General features: G+C 39.0%; 27 protein-coding genes. 17 read left to right on the forward strand and 10 right to left on the reverse strand.

Going from position 1 to position 26,710, the window contains the following annotated elements; translation table 11 throughout:
* The first annotated feature begins 27 nt into the window (after nucleotides 1-27).
* The 4 genes from ACFOUV_RS01370 to ACFOUV_RS01385 all read left to right on the forward strand — a co-directional run bounded on the left by ACFOUV_RS01370 (nucleotide 28) and on the right by ACFOUV_RS01385 (nucleotide 6,591).
* Nucleotides 28-1,218, forward strand: a complete 1,191-nt coding sequence (locus ACFOUV_RS01370; RefSeq protein WP_379494975.1) for an exonuclease SbcCD subunit D — start codon at nucleotides 28-30, stop codon at nucleotides 1,216-1,218.
* 32 nt (nucleotides 1,219-1,250) lie between these two features.
* Nucleotides 1,251-4,343 (forward strand): AAA family ATPase, encoded by a 3,093-nt coding sequence (locus ACFOUV_RS01375; RefSeq protein ID WP_379494976.1) that lies wholly within the window; start codon nucleotides 1,251-1,253, stop codon nucleotides 4,341-4,343.
* A 112-nt stretch (nucleotides 4,344-4,455) separates the two neighbouring features.
* Nucleotides 4,456-5,112, forward strand: a complete 657-nt coding sequence (locus ACFOUV_RS01380; protein ID WP_379494977.1) for a reverse transcriptase-like protein — start codon at nucleotides 4,456-4,458, stop codon at nucleotides 5,110-5,112.
* 300 nt (nucleotides 5,113-5,412) lie between these two features.
* Nucleotides 5,413-6,591: a hydroxymethylglutaryl-CoA synthase gene (locus tag ACFOUV_RS01385; RefSeq protein WP_379495736.1), complete on the forward strand. Its 1,179-nt coding sequence runs from the start codon at nucleotides 5,413-5,415 to the stop codon at nucleotides 6,589-6,591.
* 117 nt (nucleotides 6,592-6,708) lie between these two features.
* Here the strand turns inward: ACFOUV_RS01385 and ACFOUV_RS01390 are convergent, their stop codons facing one another.
* The gene (locus ACFOUV_RS01390; protein ID WP_379495737.1) at nucleotides 6,709-7,092 is read right to left on the reverse strand and encodes a hypothetical protein; all 384 of its coding nucleotides are present in this window, start codon (nucleotides 7,090-7,092) and stop codon (nucleotides 6,709-6,711) included.
* A gap of 48 nt (nucleotides 7,093-7,140) precedes the next feature.
* The gene (locus tag ACFOUV_RS01395) at nucleotides 7,141-8,526 is read right to left on the reverse strand and encodes a class II fumarate hydratase (RefSeq protein ID WP_379494978.1); all 1,386 of its coding nucleotides are present in this window, start codon (nucleotides 8,524-8,526) and stop codon (nucleotides 7,141-7,143) included.
* 197 nt (nucleotides 8,527-8,723) lie between these two features.
* On the opposite strand from ACFOUV_RS01395, the gene ACFOUV_RS01400 reads away from it, so the two are divergent.
* The 7 genes from ACFOUV_RS01400 to ACFOUV_RS01430 all read left to right on the forward strand — a co-directional run bounded on the left by ACFOUV_RS01400 (nucleotide 8,724) and on the right by ACFOUV_RS01430 (nucleotide 15,277).
* Nucleotides 8,724-9,938, forward strand: coding sequence for a glycosyltransferase (locus ACFOUV_RS01400; RefSeq protein WP_379494979.1), 1,215 nt, complete (start codon nucleotides 8,724-8,726; stop codon nucleotides 9,936-9,938).
* Nucleotides 9,907-10,629, forward strand: a complete 723-nt coding sequence (locus ACFOUV_RS01405) for an HAD-IIB family hydrolase (protein WP_379494980.1) — start codon at nucleotides 9,907-9,909, stop codon at nucleotides 10,627-10,629. The genes ACFOUV_RS01400 and ACFOUV_RS01405 overlap by 32 nt, the downstream gene beginning before the upstream one ends.
* 152 nt (nucleotides 10,630-10,781) lie before the next feature.
* The gene (locus ACFOUV_RS01410) at nucleotides 10,782-12,173 is read left to right on the forward strand and encodes an NAD-dependent succinate-semialdehyde dehydrogenase (protein ID WP_379494981.1); all 1,392 of its coding nucleotides are present in this window, start codon (nucleotides 10,782-10,784) and stop codon (nucleotides 12,171-12,173) included.
* A 245-nt stretch (nucleotides 12,174-12,418) separates the two neighbouring features.
* Entirely contained in the window at nucleotides 12,419-13,396 is a 978-nt protein-coding gene (locus tag ACFOUV_RS01415; protein WP_379494982.1) for a bile acid:sodium symporter family protein, read from the forward strand.
* 167 nt (nucleotides 13,397-13,563) lie between these two features.
* Entirely contained in the window at nucleotides 13,564-14,616 is a 1,053-nt protein-coding gene (locus tag ACFOUV_RS01420) for an FUSC family protein (protein WP_379494983.1), read from the forward strand.
* 164 nt (nucleotides 14,617-14,780) lie between these two features.
* Entirely contained in the window at nucleotides 14,781-15,083 is a 303-nt protein-coding gene (locus ACFOUV_RS01425) for a hypothetical protein (RefSeq protein ID WP_379494984.1), read from the forward strand.
* 14 nt (nucleotides 15,084-15,097) lie between these two features.
* Nucleotides 15,098-15,277 (forward strand): hypothetical protein, encoded by a 180-nt coding sequence (locus ACFOUV_RS01430; RefSeq protein ID WP_379494985.1) that lies wholly within the window; start codon nucleotides 15,098-15,100, stop codon nucleotides 15,275-15,277.
* Nucleotides 15,278-15,322: 45 nt separating this feature from the next.
* Here ACFOUV_RS01430 and ACFOUV_RS01435 read toward each other — a convergent pair whose 3' ends face one another.
* A complete protein-coding gene (locus ACFOUV_RS01435) occupies nucleotides 15,323-16,789 on the reverse strand; it encodes a potassium/proton antiporter (protein ID WP_379494986.1) in 1,467 nt (488 codons plus the stop codon).
* A gap of 140 nt (nucleotides 16,790-16,929) precedes the next feature.
* Here ACFOUV_RS01435 and ybaK point away from each other — a divergent pair, with 140 nt between their 5' ends.
* The 4 genes from ybaK to ACFOUV_RS01455 all read left to right on the forward strand — a co-directional run bounded on the left by ybaK (nucleotide 16,930) and on the right by ACFOUV_RS01455 (nucleotide 18,938).
* Nucleotides 16,930-17,418 (forward strand): Cys-tRNA(Pro) deacylase, encoded by a 489-nt coding sequence (gene ybaK / locus ACFOUV_RS01440; RefSeq protein WP_379494987.1) that lies wholly within the window; start codon nucleotides 16,930-16,932, stop codon nucleotides 17,416-17,418.
* Nucleotides 17,419-17,516: 98 nt separating this feature from the next.
* Entirely contained in the window at nucleotides 17,517-17,759 is a 243-nt protein-coding gene (locus ACFOUV_RS01445; protein WP_379494988.1) for a DUF2642 domain-containing protein, read from the forward strand.
* Between the two features lie 46 nt (nucleotides 17,760-17,805).
* Nucleotides 17,806-18,690 (forward strand): manganese catalase family protein, encoded by an 885-nt coding sequence (locus ACFOUV_RS01450; protein ID WP_379495738.1) that lies wholly within the window; start codon nucleotides 17,806-17,808, stop codon nucleotides 18,688-18,690.
* Nucleotides 18,691-18,749: 59 nt separating this feature from the next.
* Nucleotides 18,750-18,938: a hypothetical protein gene (locus ACFOUV_RS01455; RefSeq protein ID WP_379494989.1), complete on the forward strand. Its 189-nt coding sequence runs from the start codon at nucleotides 18,750-18,752 to the stop codon at nucleotides 18,936-18,938.
* A gap of 76 nt (nucleotides 18,939-19,014) precedes the next feature.
* On the opposite strand, the gene ACFOUV_RS01460 is transcribed toward ACFOUV_RS01455, so the two are convergent.
* The 6 genes from ACFOUV_RS01460 to ACFOUV_RS01485 all read right to left on the reverse strand — a co-directional run bounded on the left by ACFOUV_RS01460 (nucleotide 19,015) and on the right by ACFOUV_RS01485 (nucleotide 23,433).
* On the reverse strand, nucleotides 19,015-20,148 hold the full coding sequence (locus ACFOUV_RS01460) for a zinc-dependent alcohol dehydrogenase (RefSeq protein ID WP_379494990.1): 1,134 nt from the start codon (nucleotides 20,146-20,148) through the stop codon (nucleotides 19,015-19,017).
* Nucleotides 20,149-20,258: 110 nt separating this feature from the next.
* The gene (locus tag ACFOUV_RS01465; protein ID WP_379494991.1) at nucleotides 20,259-20,465 is read right to left on the reverse strand and encodes a hypothetical protein; all 207 of its coding nucleotides are present in this window, start codon (nucleotides 20,463-20,465) and stop codon (nucleotides 20,259-20,261) included.
* Between the two features lie 189 nt (nucleotides 20,466-20,654).
* On the reverse strand, nucleotides 20,655-21,104 hold the full coding sequence (locus ACFOUV_RS01470; RefSeq protein WP_379494992.1) for a YndM family protein: 450 nt from the start codon (nucleotides 21,102-21,104) through the stop codon (nucleotides 20,655-20,657).
* A gap of 119 nt (nucleotides 21,105-21,223) precedes the next feature.
* Nucleotides 21,224-22,693, reverse strand: coding sequence for a sodium:solute symporter family protein (locus ACFOUV_RS01475; protein ID WP_379494993.1), 1,470 nt, complete (start codon nucleotides 22,691-22,693; stop codon nucleotides 21,224-21,226).
* A gap of 2 nt (nucleotides 22,694-22,695) precedes the next feature.
* Nucleotides 22,696-22,878, reverse strand: coding sequence for a hypothetical protein (locus tag ACFOUV_RS01480; protein ID WP_379494994.1), 183 nt, complete (start codon nucleotides 22,876-22,878; stop codon nucleotides 22,696-22,698).
* Between the two features lie 420 nt (nucleotides 22,879-23,298).
* On the reverse strand, nucleotides 23,299-23,433 hold the full coding sequence (locus tag ACFOUV_RS01485; protein ID WP_379494995.1) for a BA3454 family stress response protein: 135 nt from the start codon (nucleotides 23,431-23,433) through the stop codon (nucleotides 23,299-23,301).
* 197 nt (nucleotides 23,434-23,630) lie between these two features.
* Here ACFOUV_RS01485 and ACFOUV_RS01490 point away from each other — a divergent pair, with 197 nt between their 5' ends.
* Nucleotides 23,631-24,488 (forward strand): YtnP family quorum-quenching lactonase, encoded by an 858-nt coding sequence (locus ACFOUV_RS01490; RefSeq protein WP_379494996.1) that lies wholly within the window; start codon nucleotides 23,631-23,633, stop codon nucleotides 24,486-24,488.
* 675 nt (nucleotides 24,489-25,163) lie between these two features.
* On the opposite strand, the gene ACFOUV_RS01495 is transcribed toward ACFOUV_RS01490, so the two are convergent.
* Nucleotides 25,164-25,478, reverse strand: coding sequence for a PepSY domain-containing protein (locus tag ACFOUV_RS01495; protein WP_379494997.1), 315 nt, complete (start codon nucleotides 25,476-25,478; stop codon nucleotides 25,164-25,166).
* Between the two features lie 158 nt (nucleotides 25,479-25,636).
* Between ACFOUV_RS01495 and ACFOUV_RS01500 the strand changes: the two genes are divergently transcribed.
* On the forward strand, nucleotides 25,637-26,701 hold the full coding sequence (locus ACFOUV_RS01500; RefSeq protein ID WP_379494998.1) for a M42 family metallopeptidase: 1,065 nt from the start codon (nucleotides 25,637-25,639) through the stop codon (nucleotides 26,699-26,701).
* Nucleotides 26,702-26,710: the final 9 nt, after the last annotated feature.

Here is a 26,710-nt window from a genome sequence, read left to right on the forward strand (position 1 = left end):
ATAAAACTAAAAAAAGGGGAGAAGTTTATGAAATTTTTCCACACAGCAGATTGGCATTTAGGAAAACTTGTGCAAGGAGTCTATATGACGGAGGAACAGCGCTATGTTCTCAAGCAATTTATTAAAGCGGTAGAAGAAGAACAACCAGATGCTGTTATCATTGCAGGTGATTTATATGACCGTGCAGTTCCGCCCATCGAGGCCGTTCATCTTCTAGATGAGGTTCTGGAAACAATTGTATTAAAATTAAAAACTCCTGTTATAGCGGTAGCTGGTAACCATGATAGCCCGAGCAGATTAAACTTTGGGAGCAGCATGATGAGGAATAACGGTTTTCATATTGTTGGAAACTTTACGGGAGACATGAAACCGGTAATCTTGCATGATGAGCATGGGGAAGTTCATTTTCATCTAATTCCGTATTGTGATCCTAGTATCGTGCGCAATGTTTTGGATGATGAAGAGATCCGTTCCCATAATGATGCGACGAAAAAAATTGTGGAGAATATCAGTAAATCCATGGATCCAAATAGCAGACACGTTGCAGTTGGACATGCTTTTGTGACCCCTTTTGGTGAAGAGGAAGAGAATACAAGTGATTCGGAGCGACCACTCTCCATTGGTGGAGCAGAATATGTTGATGCACATCATTATAAGCCTTTCCACTATACGGCATTGGGACACTTGCATCAGGCGCACTATGTACAGAATGAAAAAGTACGTTATTCTGGTTCTATTTTAAAATATTCAATCTCTGAAGAGCATCATAAAAAGGGATTCCATATTGTGGAAATGGATGCAGAAGGGACAATTACGTTACAAAAACGTCTTTTGAAACCAAGACGTGATATTCGAACTGTAGAGTCAAGCTTAGAGGATATATTAACACACCCTATTAATGAAGATTATGTTTTTGTGAAACTACTTGATGAGACACCAGTTCTTTCGCCAATGGAAAAGGTCAAGTCGGTTTACCCGAATGCGATGCATGTGGAACGGACCAAATACTCGCTATCTCCTGCCTCGAAGCAACACGAGACGATAAATCGGAGCAAAATGAGTGACTTCGAACTGTTTAAAGCTTTCTATAAGGAAGTTAAAGGGGACGATGCTACGGAAGAAGCGGAAACCATTTTCAAAGAAGTTCTGAATGACTTATTAAAAGAAGCAAATGAAACAAATGTGGATACAAAGAAAAAAGAAGTTCTATCAAACTAAGGTCTTATGGATGGCAGGAAGGTGAATAATCATTGAAACCACTTAAATTAACCATGACGGCATTTGGACCGTATAAAAATATGGAAGTTATTGATTTTACGGAGTTAGAAGATACCAATCTGTTTGCCATTTCCGGAAATACGGGTGCAGGGAAAACAACGATATTCGATGGGATTGCTTTTGCATTGTATGGTAGTGCCAGTGGGACAGACAGGGAAGATAATAAAATGCTTCGCAGTGATTTTGCTGATGATAGTGTCCATACTGCTGTGGAACTAGAGTTTTCGCTAAACGATCGAATCTACCGTGTATTCCGTCAATTGGGTCATGTGAAAAAGGGGAATAAGTCTAAAACGGGAGAACGGTATGAGTTTTTCGAGAAAGTGGATGGAAAAGAAGTTCCCTGTGTTGACAGACAAATTGTTTCAGAGATTGATAAAAAGGTGGAAGAAATTATCGGTCTCACACAAGATCAGTTCAAGCAAATTGTTATGTTGCCACAAGGTGAGTTTCGTAAACTATTAACCTCGGAAACAGAAAACAAGGAAGCGATTTTACGTAGACTTTTCAAGACAGAAAATTATAAGCAATTGAATGAAGTGTTACGAAATAAAAAGAACCTGGTAGAAAATGACTTTAATCAAGTAAAACAAACGAGGGACCATTATATTGGAAACATTTCTACGGTTTTACCAACTCGTGAAGAATCGCTGCTCTTCGGTGTGCTAGCTGCAGATCATTACAATGTCCCACAGGTTGTTGCAGGTCTTGAAGAAGAAACAGAATTTTACCGGAATCAAATTAGCAAGGATGAACAAAGCTATAAAGAAGCATATAACGCTCATGACAAAGAGCAAAAGGCCTATCATCAGGCACAGGCATTAAACGAACGTTTTCTCGAATTGGATCAAAAAGAGAAGTTATTCAAAGAGCTAGAAGTCCAGGTTCCTACCATTTTGGAGAAAGAAAAACAACTGGAAGATGCGGAACGGGCTAGTACCATTGAGGTTTATGAAAAACAGGCAGATGAGTGGCGTCAGGAAGAAAAGCTGAAAGAACAAACACTTACGAATACGGTGGCAGCGGAGAAAGCTGCCTTGGCTAATCTGGAAAAAGCGCAATTAAGCTATCAAGAGGAAGAAAATAAAAAAGAGCAACGAGAAACGGCTGGTAAAACGCTCGATCGACTCGAAGATCATTTACCAGTTGTTAAAGATATTGATGAACGAAAAAAGTATTTAGCTGAACTTGCTCGTAAAGGTGCGCAAACACATGCAGAACTGGAAAATGTAAAATCCAAGCTAAATGAATTAAACCTCCAGTCTGAAAAATACAAGGAACAAATCGACAAGCTTGATCAAGCTGTCAGCGAATTACCTGATAAACAGGAGAAGTTAACCGAGATGCGCGAACAGGCAAGAGTTTTAAAAGGCTATAGCGATTTAAAGGAACAGCAGGAAACCCTTGCTAAAGATGCAACAATCAAAGAGCAGGAATACAAGAGCACGAAAGATGCCTTTATGAATCTAGAGAAGGCGTGGCTTAATAATCAAGCAATTGTTTTAGCAAATCATTTACATGATGGTGTGGCATGTCCTGTTTGTGGAAGTGTAGATCATCCGAATATAGCAACAACCGAAGAGGATATCGTAACAAAAGAGCAGCTCGAAGCATTTAAGAAACAACTGGATGAGAAGGATGAATTATATCGAACTGCAGTTGCAGAAGTAAAAGCAAATGTAGCCCAACTTGCAGATAAGGAAAAGGAAGTTGCAGAACATAAGGTGCAATTGGATGAAATCCCATCGTTATTCCGCCAATTGGTAGAAGCGGGAAAACATGTAGTGAAAGAAGTAGAGGAATTAACAGCTTCACGGAATCAATTGAAGAAGCTGAAAGAAGCAGCAGAGAAAATTAATGGGGAAATCAAGGAATTGGAGCCAAAGCGGGACAAGCTTGATCGGACGAATCAGGATCAAAGGGCGACATATAAAGCTGATTTGGCTGTTTATGAAGAAAGATTGCGTAACATCCCAGAAGAAGTAAGGGTTTTAGCTGAACTGGAGAAACGTATTCATGAAGCCAAAGCATATAAATTAAAACTGGAAAAAGCATGGGAAGATATTCAGATCGTGTACCAGAAGGCAAAAGAAGAACACACGAAAGCAACCTCCAACACTGCTCATTCAAAAAGCCAATTCCAGGAAACGAAAAGCAAACGGGAAAGTTCGGTACAACAATTTAAAGACGTGCTCATTGATGCGGATTTTGCATCCGAAGAAGCATACCAACAGGCAAAAATGTCTGCAGCAGATCGCCAAAATTGGAAGGAAGAAATCAAGCAGTTTAATCAAAAACTTGCATCCATCAAACAGCAAGTCGCTGATTTGAAAGATGCATTAAAAGAGAAAACAAGAATTGATTTAGCCTTGCTAGAACAAAAGCTTGGACAGTTAAAACAAGAGTATGAGCTTGCTTTAAATCAGCTGAATCGTTCTAAAGAGCATCATCAGGAAGCAGCTGATTTAAAAGCGAATATCATGGAAGCAAATGAGCATGTAAGAGAAAGTGAAAAACAACTTGGTGTGATCTCGGATTTATATGATGTTCTCCGAGGACAAAACAGCCGGAAAATTTCATTTGAACGGTATTTGCAAATTGAGTATTTGGAGCAAATTATTGAAGCGGCAAACAGCCGTTTGAAAGAGTTATCCAATGGGCAATATTATTTGACGAGAAGTGACAGACAGGAATCCCATGGAAAACAAAGTGGCTTGGCGCTTGATGTGTATGATTCCTATACAGGTCAAACCCGTGACGTGAAAACATTATCTGGTGGTGAGAAGTTTAATGCTTCGTTATCACTTGCACTTGGAATGTCCGATGTCATCCAGAGCTTCCAAGGCAATATATCAATCGATACGATGTTTATTGATGAAGGATTTGGTTCACTGGATGAAGAATCTTTAACGAAAGCAATTGACACATTAATCGACCTGCAACAGTCTGGACGTATGATTGGAGTTATTTCCCATGTACAGGAACTAAAATCGATGTTCCCAGCAACATTGGAAGTTCTGAAAACAAAGGAAGGCCACAGCAATACGAAGTTTGTTGTAAAGTAAACGACCCACAGCTGTGTGTTCGTAACCTAATTCGACAAAATTCGGGGAGTGACAGGCACCATGGTGGGGTATGCTATGTAGAGATTAAATTGTAGTTGGGGCTGATATCATCGTGAAAGTTAGAATTGAATTGTCATATAAAACACCAAAAGGTTCTGAAGCGCTATTTACTTCGGATGAAATGCGTGATGCGCATGCGATTTTAATTGCCGAAGACTTGGTTAAAACCGGGCGTGCTAAGCAGGTAATGTTTATTGATCGACATGAAAATACATGGACGATGAAGGAAATGAAGAAGTTCATGGAGGGGATTAAAACCGAACCGCATCATGTGAAGGTTTATTTTGATGGTGGCTTTGATTTGAAAGATAAAAATTCAGGGCTCGGCTGTGTCATTTATTATGAACAAAATAATAAATCCTACCGAATCAGAAGAAATGCACGTGTTCAAGAGCTAAATACGAATAACGAGGCTGAATACGCAGCATTGCATCTGGGGTTGCATGAACTGGAGTTGCTCGGTGTCCACCATTTACACGTTACGTTTGTTGGTGATTCAAAAGTCGTCATTAATCAGTTAAACGGAGAATGGCCTTGCTATGAAGCAGAGCTGTCATTGTGGATTGACCGGATTGAGGCCAAGTTTGAGAAATTGGGAATTACACCTGAATATGAAATCGTCTCTCGTAAATTGAATCGCGAGGCAGACCACCTCGCATCGCAAGCATTGAATGGTACTGAAATAACGAGTAACATCGAACTTTCATAAACACGAATAAATGGTAGAACGAATACTTCATAAAATAGGAAACTCAGGGTATATCATGTATACCTGAGTTTTTCTGTTAAACGAAACACATGCCGATCGACAAAGTTTTAGGTCCGTGTTCTAAGACTGAGAGGCACTCATAGTTGCTTTTTTAAGGGTGGTTATATTATCATTTAGATATTGAATTCCTGAGCGGAAGGTATATGTGTGAATACAATTATGAAGCTCATACGTTATGTATATCTACGGAATCCGTTTCTGCATAACGAAACTATACATAAGTAGATAAGGAGAATAATGTTGAAAATTGGAATTGATAAAATCGGGTTTTATGCCCCTCATTTATATGTAGATATGAACAATTTAGCGGTAGCAAGAAATATAGAACCAGAAAAATTTACAATTGGCATCGGGCAGGAAAAGATGGCGATTGCACCAATTACTCAGGATCCCGTTACGTTAGCAGCAAACGCAGCGGTCGAAATTCTGGATGAAACCGATAAAGAAAAAATTGACTTTGTTATTTTTGGAACGGAGTCAGGTATTGATAACTCCAAGTCTGCTGGAGTTTATGTTCATCGATTGCTCGGCTTGAACCCACGCGCACGTACAATTGAATTGAAACAGGCATGTTACGGAGCGACTGCAGCGATTCAAATGGCAAAAGGGCATATCGCTTTAAATCCGGAAAGCAGGGTACTCGTACTGGCATCTGATATTGCCAGATATGGCTTAAATACTTCAGGAGAATCCACGCAAGGTGCTGGGGCGGTTGCGATGGTGATGAGTGCAGATCCGAAAATGATGGCACTTGAAGATCAGAGTTCGTATTTGACGGATGATGTGATGGATTTTTGGCGTCCCGTCTATTCGGACAAAGCGTTTGTTGACGGTAAATTTTCAAATGAACAATATATTTTATTTTTCCAAAAAGTATGGGAAGAATATAAAGAAAAGACGGGATTTGGACTTGCTGACTTTGAAGCAATCTGCTTCCACTTACCATATACGAAAATGGGAATGAAGGCATTACGGACAGTGTTGGAACAAGGTACAGAAGAAGATCAGGAGCGATTATTGGCAAATTACAAGATTAGCACATTATATAATAGAATCGTAGGAAATATCTACACTGGTTCGTTATACTTGAGCCTGCTATCCCTTCTTGAGCTAAAAGAAGATTTAGAAGATGGATCCCGTATTGGTTTGTTCAGCTATGGTTCAGGAGCTGTAGGGGAATTCTTCACAGGGATAGTGCAACCAAACTATCGTGCGCATTTGCATGTGGATAGGCATACGAAAGTATTCGAATCAAGAACAGAAGTAACCGTTCCTGAATATGAAGCGATTTTTAATAAAACATTACCTGTCGATGGTTCGACCGTTGAATTGGATATAGACAGCGATCCAGCGACGATTTGTTTGTCTGGTATGAAAGATAATATGCGATTGTACATTAATAAAATGAATAGAAATTAAGTATAAAAAGACCAGCTTGTATTAGATACAGCTGGTCTTTTTAATGCAAAGAGTTGTTAGCTTACATCATTTAAGGTTACACAATCTGTATTTTTAGCATATAGAAATATTTTTCGCTTATGCTTTGTACACTGCATTGTACGAATTTTCCCCTGCATGGACGGAAAGCAACGTATCTGCATAGCCGACAAGTCGATTGATAATTTCGTCTGCTAAAGCATAAACAAATGGATGCAATTGTGGGTCATACATGTTTGGATCATCAAAAATGATTGTTGTATTGATAAATATATCTCGGTTACCCAAGAGATTGTAATGAATGATCGTCTTCCCAGCTGCTCCACCTGTTTTCTTATCTTTAAATCCAGGCAGATAAACATACCATTCTTCAGCAGTGGACGAACGGAAATTTTTAATAAACGTTAACCCATTTATTTCCTTGTCAATTAGCTTTTTTAATGTTGGATCTACGACGACGTCAATCGCAATGTTTTTCTCCATCATGCCACCTACTTTTAAATTACTGTCCTCTCTAAGTACCCACCTTAGTTATACCATTCCTTTAGGATTTAATGCTTTGACAATTTCAGGTGTGAGTAAATCTTTTTCTTGAAGAATTTCTTTGATCTTAACATTTTTCTCATCTGCTTCTTTACCTATTTGGGCGGCACGGTCATACCCCATGATTGGACTCAGGGCCGTGACGAGTGCGAGGCTTTCTTGCATGAAATGATTGCAGATTTCCTCATTTCCTTCGATTCCATTAATACATTTTGTTACAAGAGTAGGTAACGCATTGGACAATAGTTCAAGAGACTCCATTAATGTATGTGCAATTACAGGCATCATTACATTGATTTCTAATTGACCAGCAATTCCTGCTGTTGCTACTGTCGTTTCATAGCCGATGACCTGGCAACAGACCATATGCGTCATTTCTAAAATAGCTGGATTTACTTTTCCAGGCATAATTGTTGAACCGGGTTGAACAGAGGGGAGTGAGATTTCTGCTAAACCTGTTCTAGGGCCGGATGCTAGGAGGCGTAAATCACTCGTAATTTTAATTAAGTGAATGGAAAGTTCTTTCAAAGCTAGCATGGTACGTATTGGTGCATTTGTATTTTGCATAAATTGGAACATATTTGCAGGTTCCCGAAATGGTAGATTGGTTCGATTGCAAACCTCTTTGATAATTTTTGGAATATAGTCGGGTGGTAAGTTCATTCTCGTTCCAATTGCTTTTCCGCCTAAACCAATTTCATACAAGGCATCTGTCGTATCTTCTATTTGTTTATACGTTGATTTAATGGTTTCTGAATATCCAGCGAATTCTTGTCCTAAACGCATTGGTACTGCGTCATGCAAATGCGTACGTCCAGATTTCATAATCGGCATTAATTCAATGGATTTTCTTTCCAGCTCTTTTTGCAATTGGAGCAGTGATGGTAAAAGTCGTTCATGAAGCATTTCTGCAGCTGCCAGATGGATAGCTGCATGGAAGGTATCATTTGTTGATTGCATCATGTTCACGTGATCATTTGGATGAACCCGATGTGATTCCAAAGTTCCATCTAATAGTTCAGATGCGCGATGTGCAATAACTTCATTTATATTCATGTTTTGAGAAGTTCCAGCACCAGCCTGGTAAACATCAACGACAAACTGATCATCCCAATTGCCTTGGATTACTTCTTCGGCAGCTTGTATGATCGCTTCCCCTGTTGATTTTGGCAACAAGCCCAATTCCATGTTTGTCTTCGCTGCCGAAGCTTTAATAACTCCCTGCGCTTTAATGATCGATCGTGGCAGACGCAATCCACTAATTTGATAATTATTTACTGCGCGTTGAGTTTGTGCACCATAATAGGCATGTTTTGGAACCGCAATTTCACCCAAGGAATCCTGTTCTTTTCGGTATTCGTTAGACGAATTCATTCCGACACCCCCTTGATATATAAATAGTCTTTCTATGTAACCATACTGATTATTGTCTCCATTCAAGAAACTATTAAACATAATCTGTTCGACAAAATTCGAGCAAATTCGGGGAGTGACAGGCACCATTCCGTGTTTGAAAAAAGAAAATTAGGGAAATTAATTAAAGAATATATTATTAAGGGAGCGATTGTGTTTTGGGGAAGAAAATTCTATTTATTTCAGATCACGGAGATCCACTGGCAAAGCTCGGTGGAAAGCAGTCAGGTGGACAAAACAACTATGTAAAACAACTAGCACTTGCACTAGATGATAAGGGAATAAAGGTAGATGTCATTACTCATTGGAGTAACCCTGAAGCACCAATGAAAGAAGAATTTGGAAAAAAATGCAGCGTCATCCGTATTGCTGCAGGACACAAAGGGTATGTTCCAAAAACTAAAATGTACCGCATGCTACCAGCTTTCTTCGAAGAAATAAAAGAGAAAGTGCAGTTGGAAACCTATGATATTGTTCATACACATTATTGGTTATCCGGGCTTCTAGGTTTATATGTCAAAAAAGAATATGATATGCCGCTGGTTCATACATCACATTCGCTTGGGGTTGCAAAAAAGGAAGCGACCGGAAAAGTGGAGAAAAGGCGATTACAAGCAGAGAAAATGATACTTAAAGGAGCAGATCGCGTTATCGCAACAACTCCAAATGAAAAAGATTTAATATGGAAGTTTGCAGGTGAAGACGTGAAAGTGGAAATTTCATCCATTGGCGTTGACCCAGCTTTTCAACCATACGCAAAGAAAAAACGATCGATCCCACCAACATTTGCTTTTGCTGGAAGATTGGAGAAGACAAAAGGAATCTATACCTTACTGGATGCTTTTAAACATTTCCACAAATATTCAAGACGTGAAGCGCGTCTTATCATTGCTGGTGGAGGAGAAGAAGATGTTGATTTTTCTAAAAAGATGCCAAATAACCCTGATTTAAGAGAGATGGTAAAAGGAATGGAAAACCATGTAGAATTTATTGGTCCACAGTCGCAAGTTGAGCTAGCTGAACTATTTAATGAGGTAACATCTGTCATTGTGCCATCCTATTATGAATCATTTGGTATGGTTGCTGCGGAAGCCCAGGCATGTGGTACACCAGTTATTGCATCCGATGTCGGAGGATTAAAGAATGTCGTATCCCACAGGGAATCTGGTTTACTGACAGAACCAAAATGCTCAGAACAACTTTCAATGGCAATGAAAGAACTGGCCCAGGACAATACACTTGCAAAAAGACTTGGAACACAGGCAGCAAAACGTGCAAGAATCCATTTTAACTGGTCGGAAATTGCACAGCAAATGAATCAAATGTACGAGGTGTTGGGTAATGTTAGAAATCACGCATATGTTGGCGACTGATCTTGATGGAACCTTTGTAGGAGATACAAAAGGTTTGAAAAGATTGATCCGTTATTATGAAAAACTACCATATGAAGTTACACTCGTCTACATTACTGGACGGCATCGTGATTCTGCACTTTCTCTTATAAAAACAGAAAACCTGCCAATCCCACAAATTCTTGTTACAGATGTTGGTACAACTATTTACGAAGATAAGAATTTTAAACCGAATATAGAATGGGACGAGAAAATGAAACAGAATTGGTATCCAGAATCTATACGCAAAGTGGCATTGGAGTTCCCACAACTTATACCTCAGCAGTTACCGGCTGATCGAAGGGTTTCATTTGTAATAGAAGAATCAGGTACTGGTTCAGTCAAAGGGTTTAAGGAGGCACTGGCAGAAGAAGGCATACCACATAAATTCATTTTCAGTTCTGGACGGGATATTGATATCCTCCCTTCACATAGTGGTAAAGGAGAAGCACTACGCTTTATTACTGAAAACTATACGAGTGATGATACATCCATTCTTGTGGCAGGCGACTCCGGCAACGATTTGGAAATGCTGACATTAGGATATCCATCGGTTATTGTTGCCAATGCCAGAAAGGAACTACTAGAGATGAAAGAGCACCCAAATCTATACCGAGCCACACAAAACTGTGCCGGAGGTATACAGCAAGCTTGGCAACACTTCTATGGATAATACTTATTAAATGCTATTAAATGAAACTAAAATAGCCTGGCATTTTGCAAGGCTATTTTTCTTCTTCATTAATCTTATGTTTCACTTACCTCTTACAAGGTAATAGGTTATTATAAATGATATAAAGTTTCTAATCCGGAGGAGGCAAATGTATGTCAGTAAAACAATCCGTCATTGATGTTATCAACCCGGTGAACGGGGAAAAAATAAAGTCAGTTTCACGTGCTGGAAGTGAAGAAGCGCGGAATGCGGTGGATGCTGCATATGCAGCATTCCCGGAATGGTCAGATCTGACAGCTTATGAGCGAAGTGAACTGTTGATGAAATGGCATCAGCTAATACATGAGAATTTGGAAGACCTTGCAAAAACAATGACTATGGAACAAGGAAAGCCACTGAAGGAAGCTAAAGGGGAAATTAATTATGCGAATAGTTTTATTTCCTGGTATGCGGAGGAAGGAAAACGCATCTACGGTGAAACGATTCCTTCTTCTGCTCGCAACAAAAGAATACTTGTGCATAAGCAGCCTGTAGGTGTTATCGCTGCGATTACACCTTGGAATTTTCCAGCGGCGATGATTACTCGAAAAGTTGCCCCAGCATTAGCAGCAGGCTGTACAGCAGTTGTGAAGCCTGCAAGTGCGACACCGTTAACAGCGATAAAGTTAGGTGAGCTTGCTGTAAAAGCTGGAATCCCAGATGGTGTCCTCACCATTTTGCCCGGTAGTTCCGGCGAAATCAGCGATGCCTGGATGGAAGACTCAAGAGTTCGTAAAATCTCATTTACTGGCTCAACAGAAGTCGGGAAATTACTTATGGAAAAATCAGCTGCTACGGTTAAGAAAATTTCATTGGAGCTTGGCGGTCATGCGCCACTTATCGTTATGAAAGATGCAGACCTTGATAAAGCCGTCGAAGGTGCAGTTGGATCGAAATTTCGTAATGCAGGACAAACCTGTGTCTGCAGTAACCGCATTTATGTTCATGAAAACATTGTGGATGCCTTTAATGAAAAAATTAAAGAGAAAGTAGCGAAGTTAAACGTAGGGAACGGTCTTGATGAAGGTGTAGATGTCGGGCCGCTCATTGATAAAGATGCTTATGAAAAAGTCAATAAACATATTCAAGATGCATTGGATCATGGTGCTAAAATTGTGTGTGGCGGGAATTCCTATAAGGATGGCGAAGGATTTTTTGTGGAACCAACTGTGCTCACAAATATTTCTGATGAAATGCTTTGTATGAATGAAGAAACATTTGGTCCAGTGGCACCTGTTTCCACGTTTACTTCTGAAGAAGAAGTGATTACACGTGCAAACAATTCACCTTATGGTCTTGCCGCATACCTATTCACCGAAAATATTTCAAAGGCAATTCGTGTTGGGGAAAAGCTTGAATTTGGTATTGTTGGTATCAATGATGGATTGCCATCCACTGCCCAGGCCCCATTCGGTGGCTTTAAAGAAAGTGGTATAGGTCGCGAAGGCGGTCACCAAGGAATGGATGAATATTTAGAAGTGAAGTATTTTTCAATTGGGATTTAAGATGAATAGAAGATTAAAAGACCTGTGGGAGGAGAAGGCTTGTTGGTTAACATTACCAGCAAGTCTTCTTTTGGTTTAGAACTGATTACAACGTAGATGATAGAATATGAGAAATAAAACGATAAAAATAAATCTATCTTTTCAAATAATTTTATGCTAGAATTTTGAATTAACCGGATATTATTTATTTTTTCAAATTTTTATCGCATCCGAAGAAGAATTTTACATAATTGGAGGAAATATTGATGAAGACAGTAGGGAAGGTTAGTAAGTTTGCACAAAGTACGTTCGCAGTATGGGTAATTATTTTTGCAGTTTTAAGTTTTTTAGTTCCAGAAGGATTTATGTGGATTGCTCCTCATATTTCACTTCTATTAAGTATTATCATGTTTGGAATGGGACTTACACTATCATTAAATGACTTTAAGGGTATTGTTAAAGCTCCGAAAAGTGTGTTGATTGGAGTTGCTGCACAATATACAATCATGCCATTGCTTGCATTTGGACTGGCTAAACTATTTCAGCTACCAGCTGAAGTTGCAGTAGGAGTAATCTTGGTTGGTTGTTGTCCGGGTGGTACTGCCTCAAATGTAATGACATTTATGGCAAAAGGTAATACTGCTTTATCTGTAACGATCACATCGGTTTCAACATTATTGGCACCGATTCTGACCCCTGCTTTGACGTTGCTGTTAGCAAGTCAATGGCTGCCGGTATCATTTGGGGATATGTTCATGTCTATCGTGCAAGTTGTATTGCTTCCAATCGGATTAGGGGTAATTGCTCGCTTGTTGTTTAGTAAACAAGTGGATAAAAGTGTTGCCGCATTACCTCTCGTTTCCGTTGTTGGAATTGTAGCGGTAGCAGCTGCAGTTGTTGCAACGAATAAAGAGGCCATTATAACAACCGGATTGCTTATCTTTGGAGTAGTCGTGTTACACAATATTCTTGGGCTATTGATTGGATTCTCATTAGCTAAGATATTTAAATTGAAATTTGATGAACAAAAAGCAGTATCAATCGAAGTTGGTATGCAAAATTCAGGACTAGGAGCTGCGCTAGCCATGGCGCATTTTGCACCAATTGCTGCTGTGCCGAGTGCGATTTTCAGTGTATGGCACAATATTTCAGGACCGCTTTTGGCAACCTGGTGGGGAAAACGAAGTGTAAACGCTGGTGAGGCAGAAGCTTCAATACCAAACTTGAATAAAAAGATTGATTAACTGATACGTATATATTAAAATCGAGACAAAAACCTGTATTGCAATGTATGATTATATGCGATACAGGTTTTTTATGCCTAAACGAAGATAATATTATTCGACAAAATTCGGGAAGTGACAGGCACTGTTTAAAAGGGTATACTACTGCTAGTGAGGTGCAGAAAAAAATGGAATTTAATATTGGCCCGCGGATGGTGAAAACTGGTCTTGCGGTTGCTTTGACGTTATTAATAACAGGTATGATTGGAATGGAGCTGCAAATTGTAGCCGCCATGGCTGCGGTTTTGGCCATGCAACCTTCCATTATGCGTTCGTTTAAATATATCAAAGAAGTTGTAATTTCAAATGGTGTAGGTCTTGTGTTTGCGTTACTCGGCATACTTTTGGTTGGTAATAATCCAATCTCTGTTGGGGCAGTGGTAATCATCTCTATTGCCATTAATATTAGACTAGGATTGAATAAAACTGTCAGTTTAACCGTATTGACCATTGTCAACATGATGTTAGCAAGTGACAATGATACGGTCAACTTTGTTTATATTATTGAACGATTATCGCTCGTTGGGATTGGTGTCTTTTCAGCATTCATTGTAAATGTTCTCGTCTATCCACCGGACCATCAGAAAATTTTATACGGAATGATTAAAAAAGCGAGTGAAAAGACAAATTTTCTGCTACGAGTCATTCCGAATAAAACGATGAGTGTTCCACAAATGAAAAATGATGATAGGGAAATTGAGAAAATAATCAACAATGCCAGAGATTACTATGAGATTATTTCCGATGAGAGAAATAGCCTATTTATTCGCAAAAGAACGGACTTTTTAAGGAATATTGTCATCTACAGACATATGATTACGGTTTTACGAAAGAAGCACACATTGATCCAGCAACTGGAGAAAAATCTTGATAATATAGAAGTTATTTCAAGTGGAAAATCACATTTAGTTAAAAAGCTGGTAAGTGAAATAAACACGTACAGTGAAAATGTGCTTTTAATGTATGAGGATAGACTTATTCTGGACAGTGATCTTCAAAAAGAAACAAAGAATGCGATGCGAATTACAATCAATAATCTGATCGAGGCTCTGCAAGGATCTGACTTTGAAAAGTGGACCTATGTTTTTCCTATAGCAAACAGTATTATCGAACTATTTTACGAGCTTGATAAACTTGAAAAATTTGTAAGAATAAAAGAAATACGTGATAATAAACAATAGACTTTGGAAGCAGGGGGACGGTTCTCTTGCTTCCTTTTTGGTGGATAAAAGTTTAGGACAATGAACCCGTCTCTATTTTTGAAAATTGCCTACACAAAACTGTTTATGGACCGATATTAATAAAGGTACATAGATAGATAACGAAAAACAAGGGGATTAAGTGGATGAAAAAGTTATTTAGAATGAATAGTTTAAAGAAGAAATTAATTACGATATTCTTGGCATTGACCATTATTCCTTTGGTCGTTACGGTAGCAGTTATTTTTCTTACTACATCCGATGCCTTCGATAAGTTGATAACCAATCAGCAAGCCGATATGGAACATATTATTCAATCTGAATTTGATAATGTGGCGGAGGAGCTTCAGGATGTCACCGAAATTTATTCACAAAATCTGGAGTTTGTTGAGGCATTTCATGCTGATGATCGCGATACATTGTTTCTGAGAACCTATCAGAAATTGTAGCTAACAGTCAGGAAATGAATGCTTCCATTGAAGAGATTGCGTCTGTTTCTGAAGAAGCAGCTGCAGGAGTTGAACAAGCTGCAGCAACCGCTGAGCAATCTAGCAGTTCCATGGAAGAAGTAGCTGGAAGCTCTGAACAGCTCGCAAAACTAGCAGAAGAAATGAACGAACTAGTAGCTCGATTTAAACTGTAGCTAAAATAGAAAAGCAGATATAAGCACTTCCCATGGTATGACCTGTTACTCATTCAATATCCCCTCAATTCGTTCGACATCTTTTTCGGGGACAAGAATATAGAGCAGGTCTTTTTCTTGCAGAATAATATTACCGTGGGGTGAAATGGTTGCACCGTCACGCAAAATTAAGGTAATATTTGCTTTTACTGGCATTCCCAAGTTTTTAATTTTTTTACCGGTTACATTCGAACTTTCCTCAATATAGATCTCTACAATCTCCAGATTATTTTTCCCGACGGATAATAATTCCATATGGTTGATTTGTGTATTTCTGCCAGCTTTGACGAGTCCTAACTTTTCTGCAAACCATGTCATTGTCGTACCTTGCAATAAGGTAGAAGTCAAGACGACAAAAAATATAACATTGAAATATAATTGACTATTGCTCAGCCCAGCTATGATTGTAAAGAGAGCTAATACAATCGGAACGGCCCCGCGAAGTCCAGCCCAGGATAGGAGTAACTTTTCCCGCATATTAAATTTCATCCCTATGACAGATAGGAAAACAGCGATCGGTCGTGCGACGAACATTAAGGTAAAGGATAGCAACAATGCCCTCCATATTATTTCCCATTGAAACAGATCACTTGGTACCACGAAAATGCCAAGAGTAATAAAAAGAACAATTTGAGCAATCCAGCTGAATCCCTCATTGAAATGAAGGATGGCATTCCGCTGTTTTAAACCTGTATTTCCAATGAAGATTGCTGTAGCATACACAGCTAAAAGGCCACTGGCATTAACTAAAGATGCACCACTATATGCGAGGAAGGCAAATGCAAGGGCGTGTAGTGGGTAAAGCCCACTGGAATTTAATGTAACTCTATGCAATGCCTTACTTCCGAACCATCCAATCAATAAACCGATAAATAGCCCACCACCCATTGTCCATAGAAAGCTGCCGATTAATTCGAGAATGCCATGATATTCGAGCTGTACGAAGGAAATGAGTGTGATTGTAAGAAATACGGCCATCGGATCGTTAGCACCTGATTCCGCCTCCAGTGTTGCTTCCAACCGATCGTGAATATTCCTGCCTTGAAGCATGGCAAAAACGGCAGCAGCATCCGTAGAACCAACGAGCGCCCCCATAAGTAAAGCTTCCGGCCAACTTAGTTCAAATATCACTTTGGCAACCATACCCAAAATCAAAGAAGTAATGGCGACTCCGAGTGTAGCTAAAGAAATGGAAGGGATAGCAACGGGTTTAATGGTTGTCCAATTTGTTTTAATCCCGCCATCAAATAAAATAACAACCAATGCCATCATGCCAATTAACTGTGCCATTTCAGCATCATAGAAATCAAATATGTTCAATCCATCATTTCCAACCAGCATGCCCAAAGCAATGAAAAACAGTAGGGAAGGGGTATTTACTTTTGCTGTAAATTTAGTTCCAAGGATACTGAGTATCAGTATGACGGAAAATATAAGTATAAGAAAGTTTGAATCGGTGAGTTCTGGTAACATAGATTCCCTCCATGCCTCTATTGTTATTTTTTTAGTTTACTATACCCTTTACCGTTTAATAAGACACCTGTTTTAAGACATGCCCAAATAAAATTTGTGCTAAACTAGGGGTAGAATAAAAATTACAAGAGGGTTCTGAAATGAATAAGAAGAAAGAGCAAAAAACAAATGCTATTCGAAAACTTGAAAAGGAAAAAATCAGTTATCATGTTCACGAGTATCCATGGAATGAGGAATATCTGGATGCAAAAACTGCAGCAAGAAAAGTTGGAATGCCAATGGAAAAGATATATAAAACATTGGTAACCGTTGGGGATAAAACTGGAGTACTAATCGCCTGTATTCCTGCTGAAAATGAATTGAATTTGAAAGCTTTGGCAAGGGTGAGCGGCAACAAAAAAGTGGAAATGCTTAATATGAAGGATTTGGAAACGACTACCGGATATATTCGTGGAGGCTGTTCTCCGATTGGGATGAAGAAAAATTTCCCGACTTATGTGGCTACAAAAGCCGAAATGAAGGAAAGTATTGTTGTATCTGCTGGGAAAAGAGGACTGCAGGTAGAGTTGTCGCCAGCAGATTTACTAAAAGTAACGAATGCCGTTTATGCAGATATTTTAATGGAATAATCTCAAAAATAATTTCTGGTTATCAGACAACCTACACCTCCAATAAACTAAAGTTGGAGGTGTTTTTGTATTTAGTAAAACGATAAGGAGGTACTTTAATGAGTGAAAAGCAGGAGGAACGAAATCTTCCCAGAAATATGCCTCAAATGATGACCCATGTGGATCCTTATTTATATGAAATGCTTCAAGCATGTACAGGTTCCTATGTAGTCATTCAGACGATGAAAGATACCGTTCGAGGAGAATTGGCTCAAGTGTACCCGGACCATGTAGTCGTTGTGCATAACGGATATTATTTTTATGTTCGTATTCCACAAATCATTTGGGTGCTTCGCCATTGAGCTACTTCATGAACGATGATTGGAGGGAAGTCATGTGATCGAACGGATGGATAGAATTGCGATTGAACTGCCACGACCAAAGGAAGCAGATCCGAACGCGGCATCAGCAGTACAGGAATTGCTAGGAGGAAGATATGGAGAGATGTCGACCCTCAATAATTATATGTACCAATCGTTTAATTTTAAAAATAAGAAAAAGCTGAAGCCATTTTATGACCTTGTTGCGAGTATTACTGCAGAAGAGTTTGGACATGTGGAACTTGTTGCACATACAATTAATATTATGATGGAGGGAAGCACTTTCCCGGCGGACCCAAATATTGCACCACTGCGAAATGGGAAAGATAAAAGAAGTACGTACCATTTTATTGATACAGCACAATCAGCGAAACCAGGTGATTCCCATGGCAGGGCGTGGACGGGAGATAATGTGTTTAATAGTGGAAATCTCGTAGTCGATTTACTTCATAACTATTTCTTGGAAATTGGTGCGAGAACACATAAGATGCGCGTGTATGAAATGACAGATCACCCAACTGCAAGAGAGATGATCGGATACTTACTTGTGCGTGGTGGTACGCATATTGTTGCCTATGCAAAAGCACTTGAAGTGGCAACCGGAGTCGATATGACAAAAATGCTGCCGGTACCTAGTCTGGATAATCGAGTTTTTGATACTGCTCGTAAATATGAAGCGGAGGGTGTGCATACAAGACTCTATACATTCAGTGAAAAAGACTATAGAGATATTGATAAAATTTGGAAGGGTGCCCATCCGGAGAGCGGCGAACCGTTGGAAGTGGTGATTGGTGCGCCACAGGGAGAGCCTGTTCCAGATTATGAAGATATACCAGAAGAATATGCACCAGGTGTTTCTCATGAAGATTTTATGGAAATTGCAAAGCGGCTGCAGCGGTCGGCTGGACTATAGTATAAATATTAATTCTTCGGAGAAAAATAGAAAGAACAATCAGGAAAGGAACATCAGCCTTGAATCACTTTTTATCACATACAGAGATAGCTAATTTGCGGCATATTATTGAGGAGCATGAACGAATTGCAAACAAGCTGGAAAGTCTTGCCCAAACTTCTGAAAACGAGGAAATCAGCAATAAACTCCAAGAAGATGCTGAAGTTGCTAAGCTTTTACATCAGCAGCTGTTAACTACATTTAATTAATTATATTTATACAATGGGAGTCCCAATCGGTTTCATAATCGGTTGGGACTATTCATGTTCGTTTTTTAAATTCGCATTACGGCTTCAGGATAACTTTCACACAATCATCTTTACGTCCGTTGAAAATATCATAACCCTGTTCTGCCTGATCTAACGAAAGTGTATGTGTGATAATATCTGTTGGGTCAATTTTATTGCTCTTAATTTGCTCGTAAATTTCCTTCATATAGGTTCGTGCTGGTGCTTGTCCCGTTTTTAATGTGATATTTCGAGAGAAGAATGCACCCAATGGAAATAAATTATAGTTTCCGCCATACACACCTGTAATCTGTACGATTCCGCCTTTTTTTACTGCTTTTGTTGAAATTTGAATTGGACCAAGTGTTCCACCCTGAAGCTTGAGTTTTTGCTCAACAAATTCAAGAGGGGATTTTTTACCATCCATTCCAACACAATCAATAACAACATCCGCTCCACCTTTTGTTAATTCTTTTAATGTTTCACCCATATCATCGTATTTCGTAAAATCATATACTTCCGTACGGTTTATATTCTTAGCATGATTCAGCCGATAATCAAAATAATCGACAGCAATTACACGTTCTGCCCCTTTTTGCCAGGCAAATTTTTGTGTCATTAAGCCTACGGGACCACATCCAAGGACAATAACAGTGTCGCCTTCCTTAACACCTGCATTTTCCACACTCCAATATGCAGTTGGAAGGACGTCAGATAGAAAGAGAAGTTTTTCATCTTCTAATTCACAATCCTCAGGAATCAGAAAAGGAGTATAATTTCCAAATGGAACACGAAGATATTCTGCCTGACCTCCAGGGTAGTCACCGAATTTCTCCGAATAACCAAAATAACCACCAGAATCATAGTGTGGATTGGCATTATCACACTGGCTCTCCAAGTGATTATTACAATAAGGACAAGTCCCACAAGCAACCGTAAATGGGATAACGACCCGATCCCCTTTTTTCACTTTCGTGACATCATGGCCAACTTCTTCAACAATGCCCATCGGTTCATGACCAATTACATAATTTATCGGAAGAGGGAAATTACCTTGGTATAAATGAAGATCAGATCCACAGATGGCAGTTGAAGTTATCTTAATAATGACATCCTGAGGGTCCTGTATACGTGGTACTTCAACATTTTTTACTTCTATTTTATATTTTCCTTGATAGGTTACTGCTCTCATAGAATTCCTCCCAATCGTATATGGTGTTATTAAAATTCCCTTGGAAAGAAAAAATATACAAATGAAAAGCCTGAGTCACGAGATTCCGTGATTCAGGCCTAATCAAATGATTAACGGTTGTTATTGTTGTTGTTATTATTGTCGTTGTTGCGATTGCGATTTCTGTTATTGCGTTGGTTGTTGTCATTGTTATCATTGTTGTTATCTAGAAATTCGTTAGCAAATTCAACATTATCGACATTGTTGTTCTGGTTGTTGTCGTTATTGTTGTTGTTACGATTTCTGTTGTTACGTTGGTTGTTATTATTGTTTTCCATGATAATACCTCCAGGTAGTTTGTATTTTTGCAAAAACGTTCTTCAAGTGAAGGAGTGGCTTTTACACAACCTATTTTGTGCTTAAACTTGAAAAATACTCATAAAAATTCATCTTTCTTTAAAAAAATGAATTTCTTATCTGTATTAGTGTAAAAAATACGCCTGTAGGCTTGGCGAATGCCACACTTTCTAATCTTTTTTTGGGGGAACGCCGTCGTTTTCATCGATTTCTGTGCTGAACTCCGTTTGGAATCTGTTAGGAAAATAGGCAATCTTGCTTTCCCTATCTTTTTCATTTTCAAAAACTGATTTTTTTAAGTAACGGTGGTAGAAAATTTCTCCTGCTGCTATAGTAATTGCTGAAATGAAGGCAGCCGTACCAAGGGAAATTGGCTCACCGTACATAGTACTTCCAATCAACCATATAACTACCCATGCTAAGGCAAAATCACCAATCGTAGCAGCAGTATTTCCTATACGTGGCATAATGTACAGGTCACCAAGATAGGCTACAGCGGTTAGTACAACACTTGTCGCTAAGATGTCTCCGAATGTTACGCCAAAAAATAATCCTAGTACAATCCACAGAACAGCAGTCGTCATAATAAATTTAATAAGCAAGGGAGTAGTATGTTTCATGTATCTTCTTCCTTTCCATTGGGTGGTATTTTAATAGGTTATCCAGATTTTTTTTAACCATTCACATATGGAAATGGGAACAAAAAAAGATCTCTTTTCAGAAGAGATCTTTAAAGACTTCATTTGGCTTTTTTTAATGCTTGATTTACATAAGATAAAAATTCATTTGCTTTTTCTTCAGGTGCCCGTGTTGTCAGGCTGACCCCGATAAAGAGTATAGTGGAAATGGAAATTCCCCATAATCCGGAAGCAAGTCCAAGTGGCTTTAATTGGAAAAATTCCAATATAATTACGACAAGCCCAGCAATAATGACACTGGAAAGAACGCCAGCAGCTGTTCCTCTCTTCCAGAAAAATGTACCAAAAATAGCTGGTACGACTACAATAAGCCCTGCCGAGGAAGCAACGGAAAGTACGGCAATCAAGTTCAATTCCATTTCTGCAAACAGATAGGCAAGAATAGCTATCATTGGAATGACAATCTTTCCTACACGAAGTTGCATCTGATCTGTCGTACCTTTTTTCACATTTCCATAGACATCCTTCGCAAAAAGAGAAGATAAAGTCAGCAAAATCGAGTCAATGGTTGAGATGGCAGCAGCCATAATACCAACCATGACAATAACACCGAGTAATGGAGGTACGAGGTCAGATGAAAGGACCAATGGTGTTGCCAAATCAGGATTATCCAGTCCTGGAAACAGGATCGACGCTGAAAATCCCCAAACAACGGCAACGATGGTGTAGATGAAACCAAACACAAGAAATCCCATTAACATCGTTTTTAAACTTTTCAATGATGCTGGCATAAATAACCGCTGACTAACCTGTGGATTGGAAATACTGAAAAAGAACCATGGAATTGTAAGTCCGAGAAATGTCAGAAAGCTGAAATAACCATTTCCGGGAACCGTCAGTAGTTCCGGTTGGCTTGTCTCTATCTTCTCAAAAAAACCAGTAAATCCTCCAAGTCCATTAATCAGCACAATAACAATGAGTGTAGAACTGATAATCATAAATAATGACTGTAAAGAATCTGTCCATGCAACCGAACGTATTCCTGCAATATACGTAAAAATTAATGCAAGAATAGTTGCGATTAGCACCCCTGTAGAATATGGGATCGCGTTATTCGTTACACCCTGCAGCAAATATCCAACCCCGGATAGCTGAACAGCACTATAAGGGATAAGAAAAAGACAGTTGGTAATGGCAACGGTAATAGCAACATTCTTGTTATTGTACCGATCACCAAGCATTTCGGATGGAGTCACGTAGCCATATTTTTTACCAACGACCCAAAAACGCGGTCCGAAAAAGGCGACTAGTGAAACACCCATCAAGTAAATCAATTCGAAACCAAGAGCTCCGACACCCCCGTTATACGTTAAACCGGCTAGTCCCACGAGCATAAATGCACTATATGTAGTTGCACTATAACTTAGTGCGGATACAATGCCGCCAAGCTTCCTGTCTCCAAGAAAAAAGCTTTCCATATTATTTTGTTTGCCTTTTCTGGATAAGTAAGCAATAAACAGAGCAATGACGACATAAACTGCAATTGCTCCCCAAACGAATGTAGTAGTCATAATTATTTACCCCAATCTTTCGTTAAAAAATAATTGATCACAATGGTAATAAGTGCAAGTACCATCCATACTAAAAAGCTTCCGTACCATTTAGCTGTGTTTGTGAAAATGGTATAAGGAAGGGTAAATGCCAGTATAACAATCACAAATATAAACAAAGCCCATTTTAATTCGTTGGTTTTCATATAAAACACTCCTGCACCATTTTTGTCGTTGCATCTTTCGTCGTTACTTTCTAATAAGAGATCTTTCTGTATGTATGAACATGATGCATTTAGTGAATTGTTTCACAAGAAACGAATAAGATATATTGGCCCCTCAGTAATTCATCAAATGTTCAAGATTTATCATAGCAAATAGAAATCACTTTTACCATTCATTTAAGTAGAAAATTTTAAATTAACAAACAGAGCTTTCAAAAGGTAAGGAGGAGTGCAGCTATTCTTAAAGGACGTCCTAATATAGAATCAACCAAAAACCAGACAGACAAAATAGCTGCAGAGGATAGAGATAGTAAATAAATGTATGGTCTTGTCTAGGGAATGTGTGGAATATAAATGGAGGGAAATAAAAAAGCAGGTATCATTACTGATGCCTACATTTTCCTATTCTTTCCATTGCTTTTCGATTTGGGAAGCCGCAAGCTTCATTACTTCTTCGTCGCTTGTATCCCGACTTGTGATCACATTCGTCATATAAAACTTGCCGTCATAGTCGATCGTTACATTTACTTGTATCATTTCTTTGCCTCCTTTCTAGTTGCTGGCTAATTTAAAATAGTATAAATATTAAATTAACTAATAACAATTATAATATAGAACTTGAAATTTGTACATGTCATTAATTGTAATTTTATGAAAACTTAACATTCTATTTTTGTTAGCATTTGCAGAATCTTCGGTGTTTCGCTACACTTATCAAAAAGGGGGATGGATACATGGAGAAACTGCAGGTAGGAAGAGCAAGTCTGACTTGGCTTAAAGGTGGAGTATCCCATTTAGATGGTGGTGCAATGTTTGGTGTGGTACCGAAAGCATTATGGCAGAAAAAATATCCGCATAATGATAAAAATCAGATTGAATTGCGAGCAGATCCTATACTTCTGCAAGTCGACGGGAAAAATTTTCTGATTGATTCAGGAATTGGTAATGATAAGTTGGAAGACAAACAATTACGGAACTTCGGTGTGTTAGAACAATCAAAATTGGAAGCTTCACTGGAGAGCCTCGGTTTATCAGTTCATGATATAGATGCCATTCTAATGACACATTTGCACTATGATCATGCATGCGGATTAACTAAAAAGGTTGCGGAAGATACATATGAAAGCGTATTTAAAAATGCAACCATCTATACTTCTGAAGTCGAGTGGCATGAGATGAGAAATCCAAACATCAGATCGGTGAATTCGTATTGGGAAATGAACTGGAAACCAATTGTTGACCAGGTTGAGACATATGAAAAGGAAATTGAAGTAGTAGAGGGTTTAAAGATGATTCATACGAGTGGGCATAGTGATGGGCATTCGATTATCCTTTTTGAAGATGGAGAAGAGACGTTTATTCATATGGCAGATATTATGCCAACACATGCACACCAAAATAAATTATGGGTGCTCGCTTACGATGATTACCCTATTCGTTCTGTACATGCCAAAGAAAAATGGATGGAATTCGGTTATCAAAAAAAAGCATGGTACACCTTTTACCATGATGCCTATCTTCGAGCGGTAAAATTTAATGAATCCGGCGAAAAGACAGATGAGGTCAAAAGGGAAAGGTATGAGTATAATTAACTCAACTTCCGCAGAGTGAAATGAATAAACAAGCCTTTATACACTGCTCAAGTTGATTTGGAATAACTGTTTGCACTAGTCAGTCTGGATACACTAAACTCCAAGGCTCTTTTCGTTAATTTTGTTGTTATTTATCATCGTAAATTTCTATAAATTTCGAAGTAACTGCTAGTTTTTTGGTTTCTTTAAGTAACTGCTTTTCCCGCCGTCTGGGATCGCTCTGGGCGGATGGGCATCCTTAGGGCACGGCCTCAGCCCCGAAGAGAAAACCACTCTTCTGGTCTTCGGACACGTGCTGGGACTGCGATTACTCGCCCCACCGAAAACATTTGTTCCCGCAGTAGTCACCGCCCGCCGCTCACCCGGACTGGTGAAGCTCGGTGATATGAATTTTATAGATCACTAATGCAGTTATCAGTTTGTAAGCTAAAAACCAGCTCTGGGGAAATATACGAAGACTCCAGCGGGAGGAAAGGCATAGGTGAGACCCCGGAGTGCGGTAGCACGAGGAGGGCTCACCAGCCGCCCGCGAACCGCAAGTATATTTCCCCAGAGCGGTCGCCGAAGTTACTTATCTTATCTCAATTGCTAAGATTAAAAGCAACAATACTTACGAAACCATAAAAGAGACTGGCCAAATAAATGGTCAGTCTCTTGTTAGCTAGTCACGTTAATTTATGCAACTTCTTTCGTTTCGACGATACCGCCTGTTTCCACATCAACATAAAATTCATATTGCTTATTTTCGCCATCGATATTACGAGTGATTCCTCCACGATAGGCACTGTAGAGAAGGCCGTTTTTTTCAATTTCTTCTGGTTTCATATAAATCCAGGAACCACTGATTGGTCCTTTGCGTTTAAACATCTCTTTTGCATTGTTCAATGCTTTTTCAGGTGTTATTTTTTGATAGTTATTCATTTGCTCTCTTGCCAAATATCCTATAGCAACTCCAACTGCAGCGGCAAGGAGTACTCTTCTTTTGCTCAATATGTTCCACCCCTTGATAAAGATTAATCGTTCTTATCCTAGTTGTAAGTATACAGGATTAAAAATAAAATTGAAAATCTAACATGCCTGATAAGTGGAAAGTATTAGATATTTTCAGTTATACTGGTAATATCGAGATACATATTGGAGGGAATCGTATGAACAAAGATACACTTGATCTTTTTAAAAATTTAACAGAGCTTCAAGGTGCACCAGGCAATGAACATCCTGTACGCTCTTTTATGAAAAATGAATTGGAAAAGTATTCCGATGAGATTATCCAGGATAATCTTGGTGGCGTATTTGGAGTTAAGCGCGGTGAAGGTCCACGTGTCATGGTTGCAGGGCATATGGATGAAGTTGGATTTATGGTTACACAAATTACAGATAATGGGATGATTCGTTTTCAAACACTTGGTGGTTGGTGGAGCCAGGTAATGCTTGCACAACGTGTACAAGTGATGACAGCAAATGGTCCAGTTATCGGTGTCATTGGTTCGATTCCACCGCATCTATTAACAGATGCGCAACGCAGCAAACCAATGGAAATCAAGAATATGCTGATTGATATTGGTGCGGATGACCGAGAAGATGCTGAAAAAATTGGTGTGAAGCCAGGTGACAGCATTGTGCCTTTAACTCCGTTTGAGCCAATGGCAAATAACAAAAAAATTCTCGCGAAAGCATGGGACAATCGTTATGGTTGTGGACTATCCATTGAATTAATGAAGGAATTGCAAAATGAAACACTACCGAATCACTTATATTCGGGTGCTACGGTTCAGGAAGAGGTTGGTTTACGTGGTTCCAAAGTTGCCGCTAATATGATTAACCCAGATATTTTCTATGCGCTTGATGCTTCTCCTGCAAATGATGCTTCTGGTGATAAAAAGGCATTTGGTCAATTGGGTAAAGGTGCATTGCTTCGTATTTTCGACCGTACGATGATTACACATAAAGGAATTCGTGAATTCGTTCTTGATACAGCAGAATCACATGACATTCCATATCAGTATTTTATCTCTCAAGGTGGTACGGATGCTGGAAGTGTACATCATTCCAATGAGGGTGTTCCATCAGCGGTAATTGGTATTTGCTCTAGATATATCCATACGTCTGCATCTATTATTCATGTGGATGACTATGCAGCAGCAAAGGAATTGCTCGTGAGACTTGTTAAAACGACCGATCAAAACACATTGGATCAAATTAAAAAATATTAATTTTCGAAC

The sequence above is a fragment of the Oceanobacillus longus genome (assembly GCF_042650085.1).
GTDB lineage: Bacteria > Bacillota > Bacilli > Bacillales > Amphibacillaceae > Oceanobacillus > Oceanobacillus longus.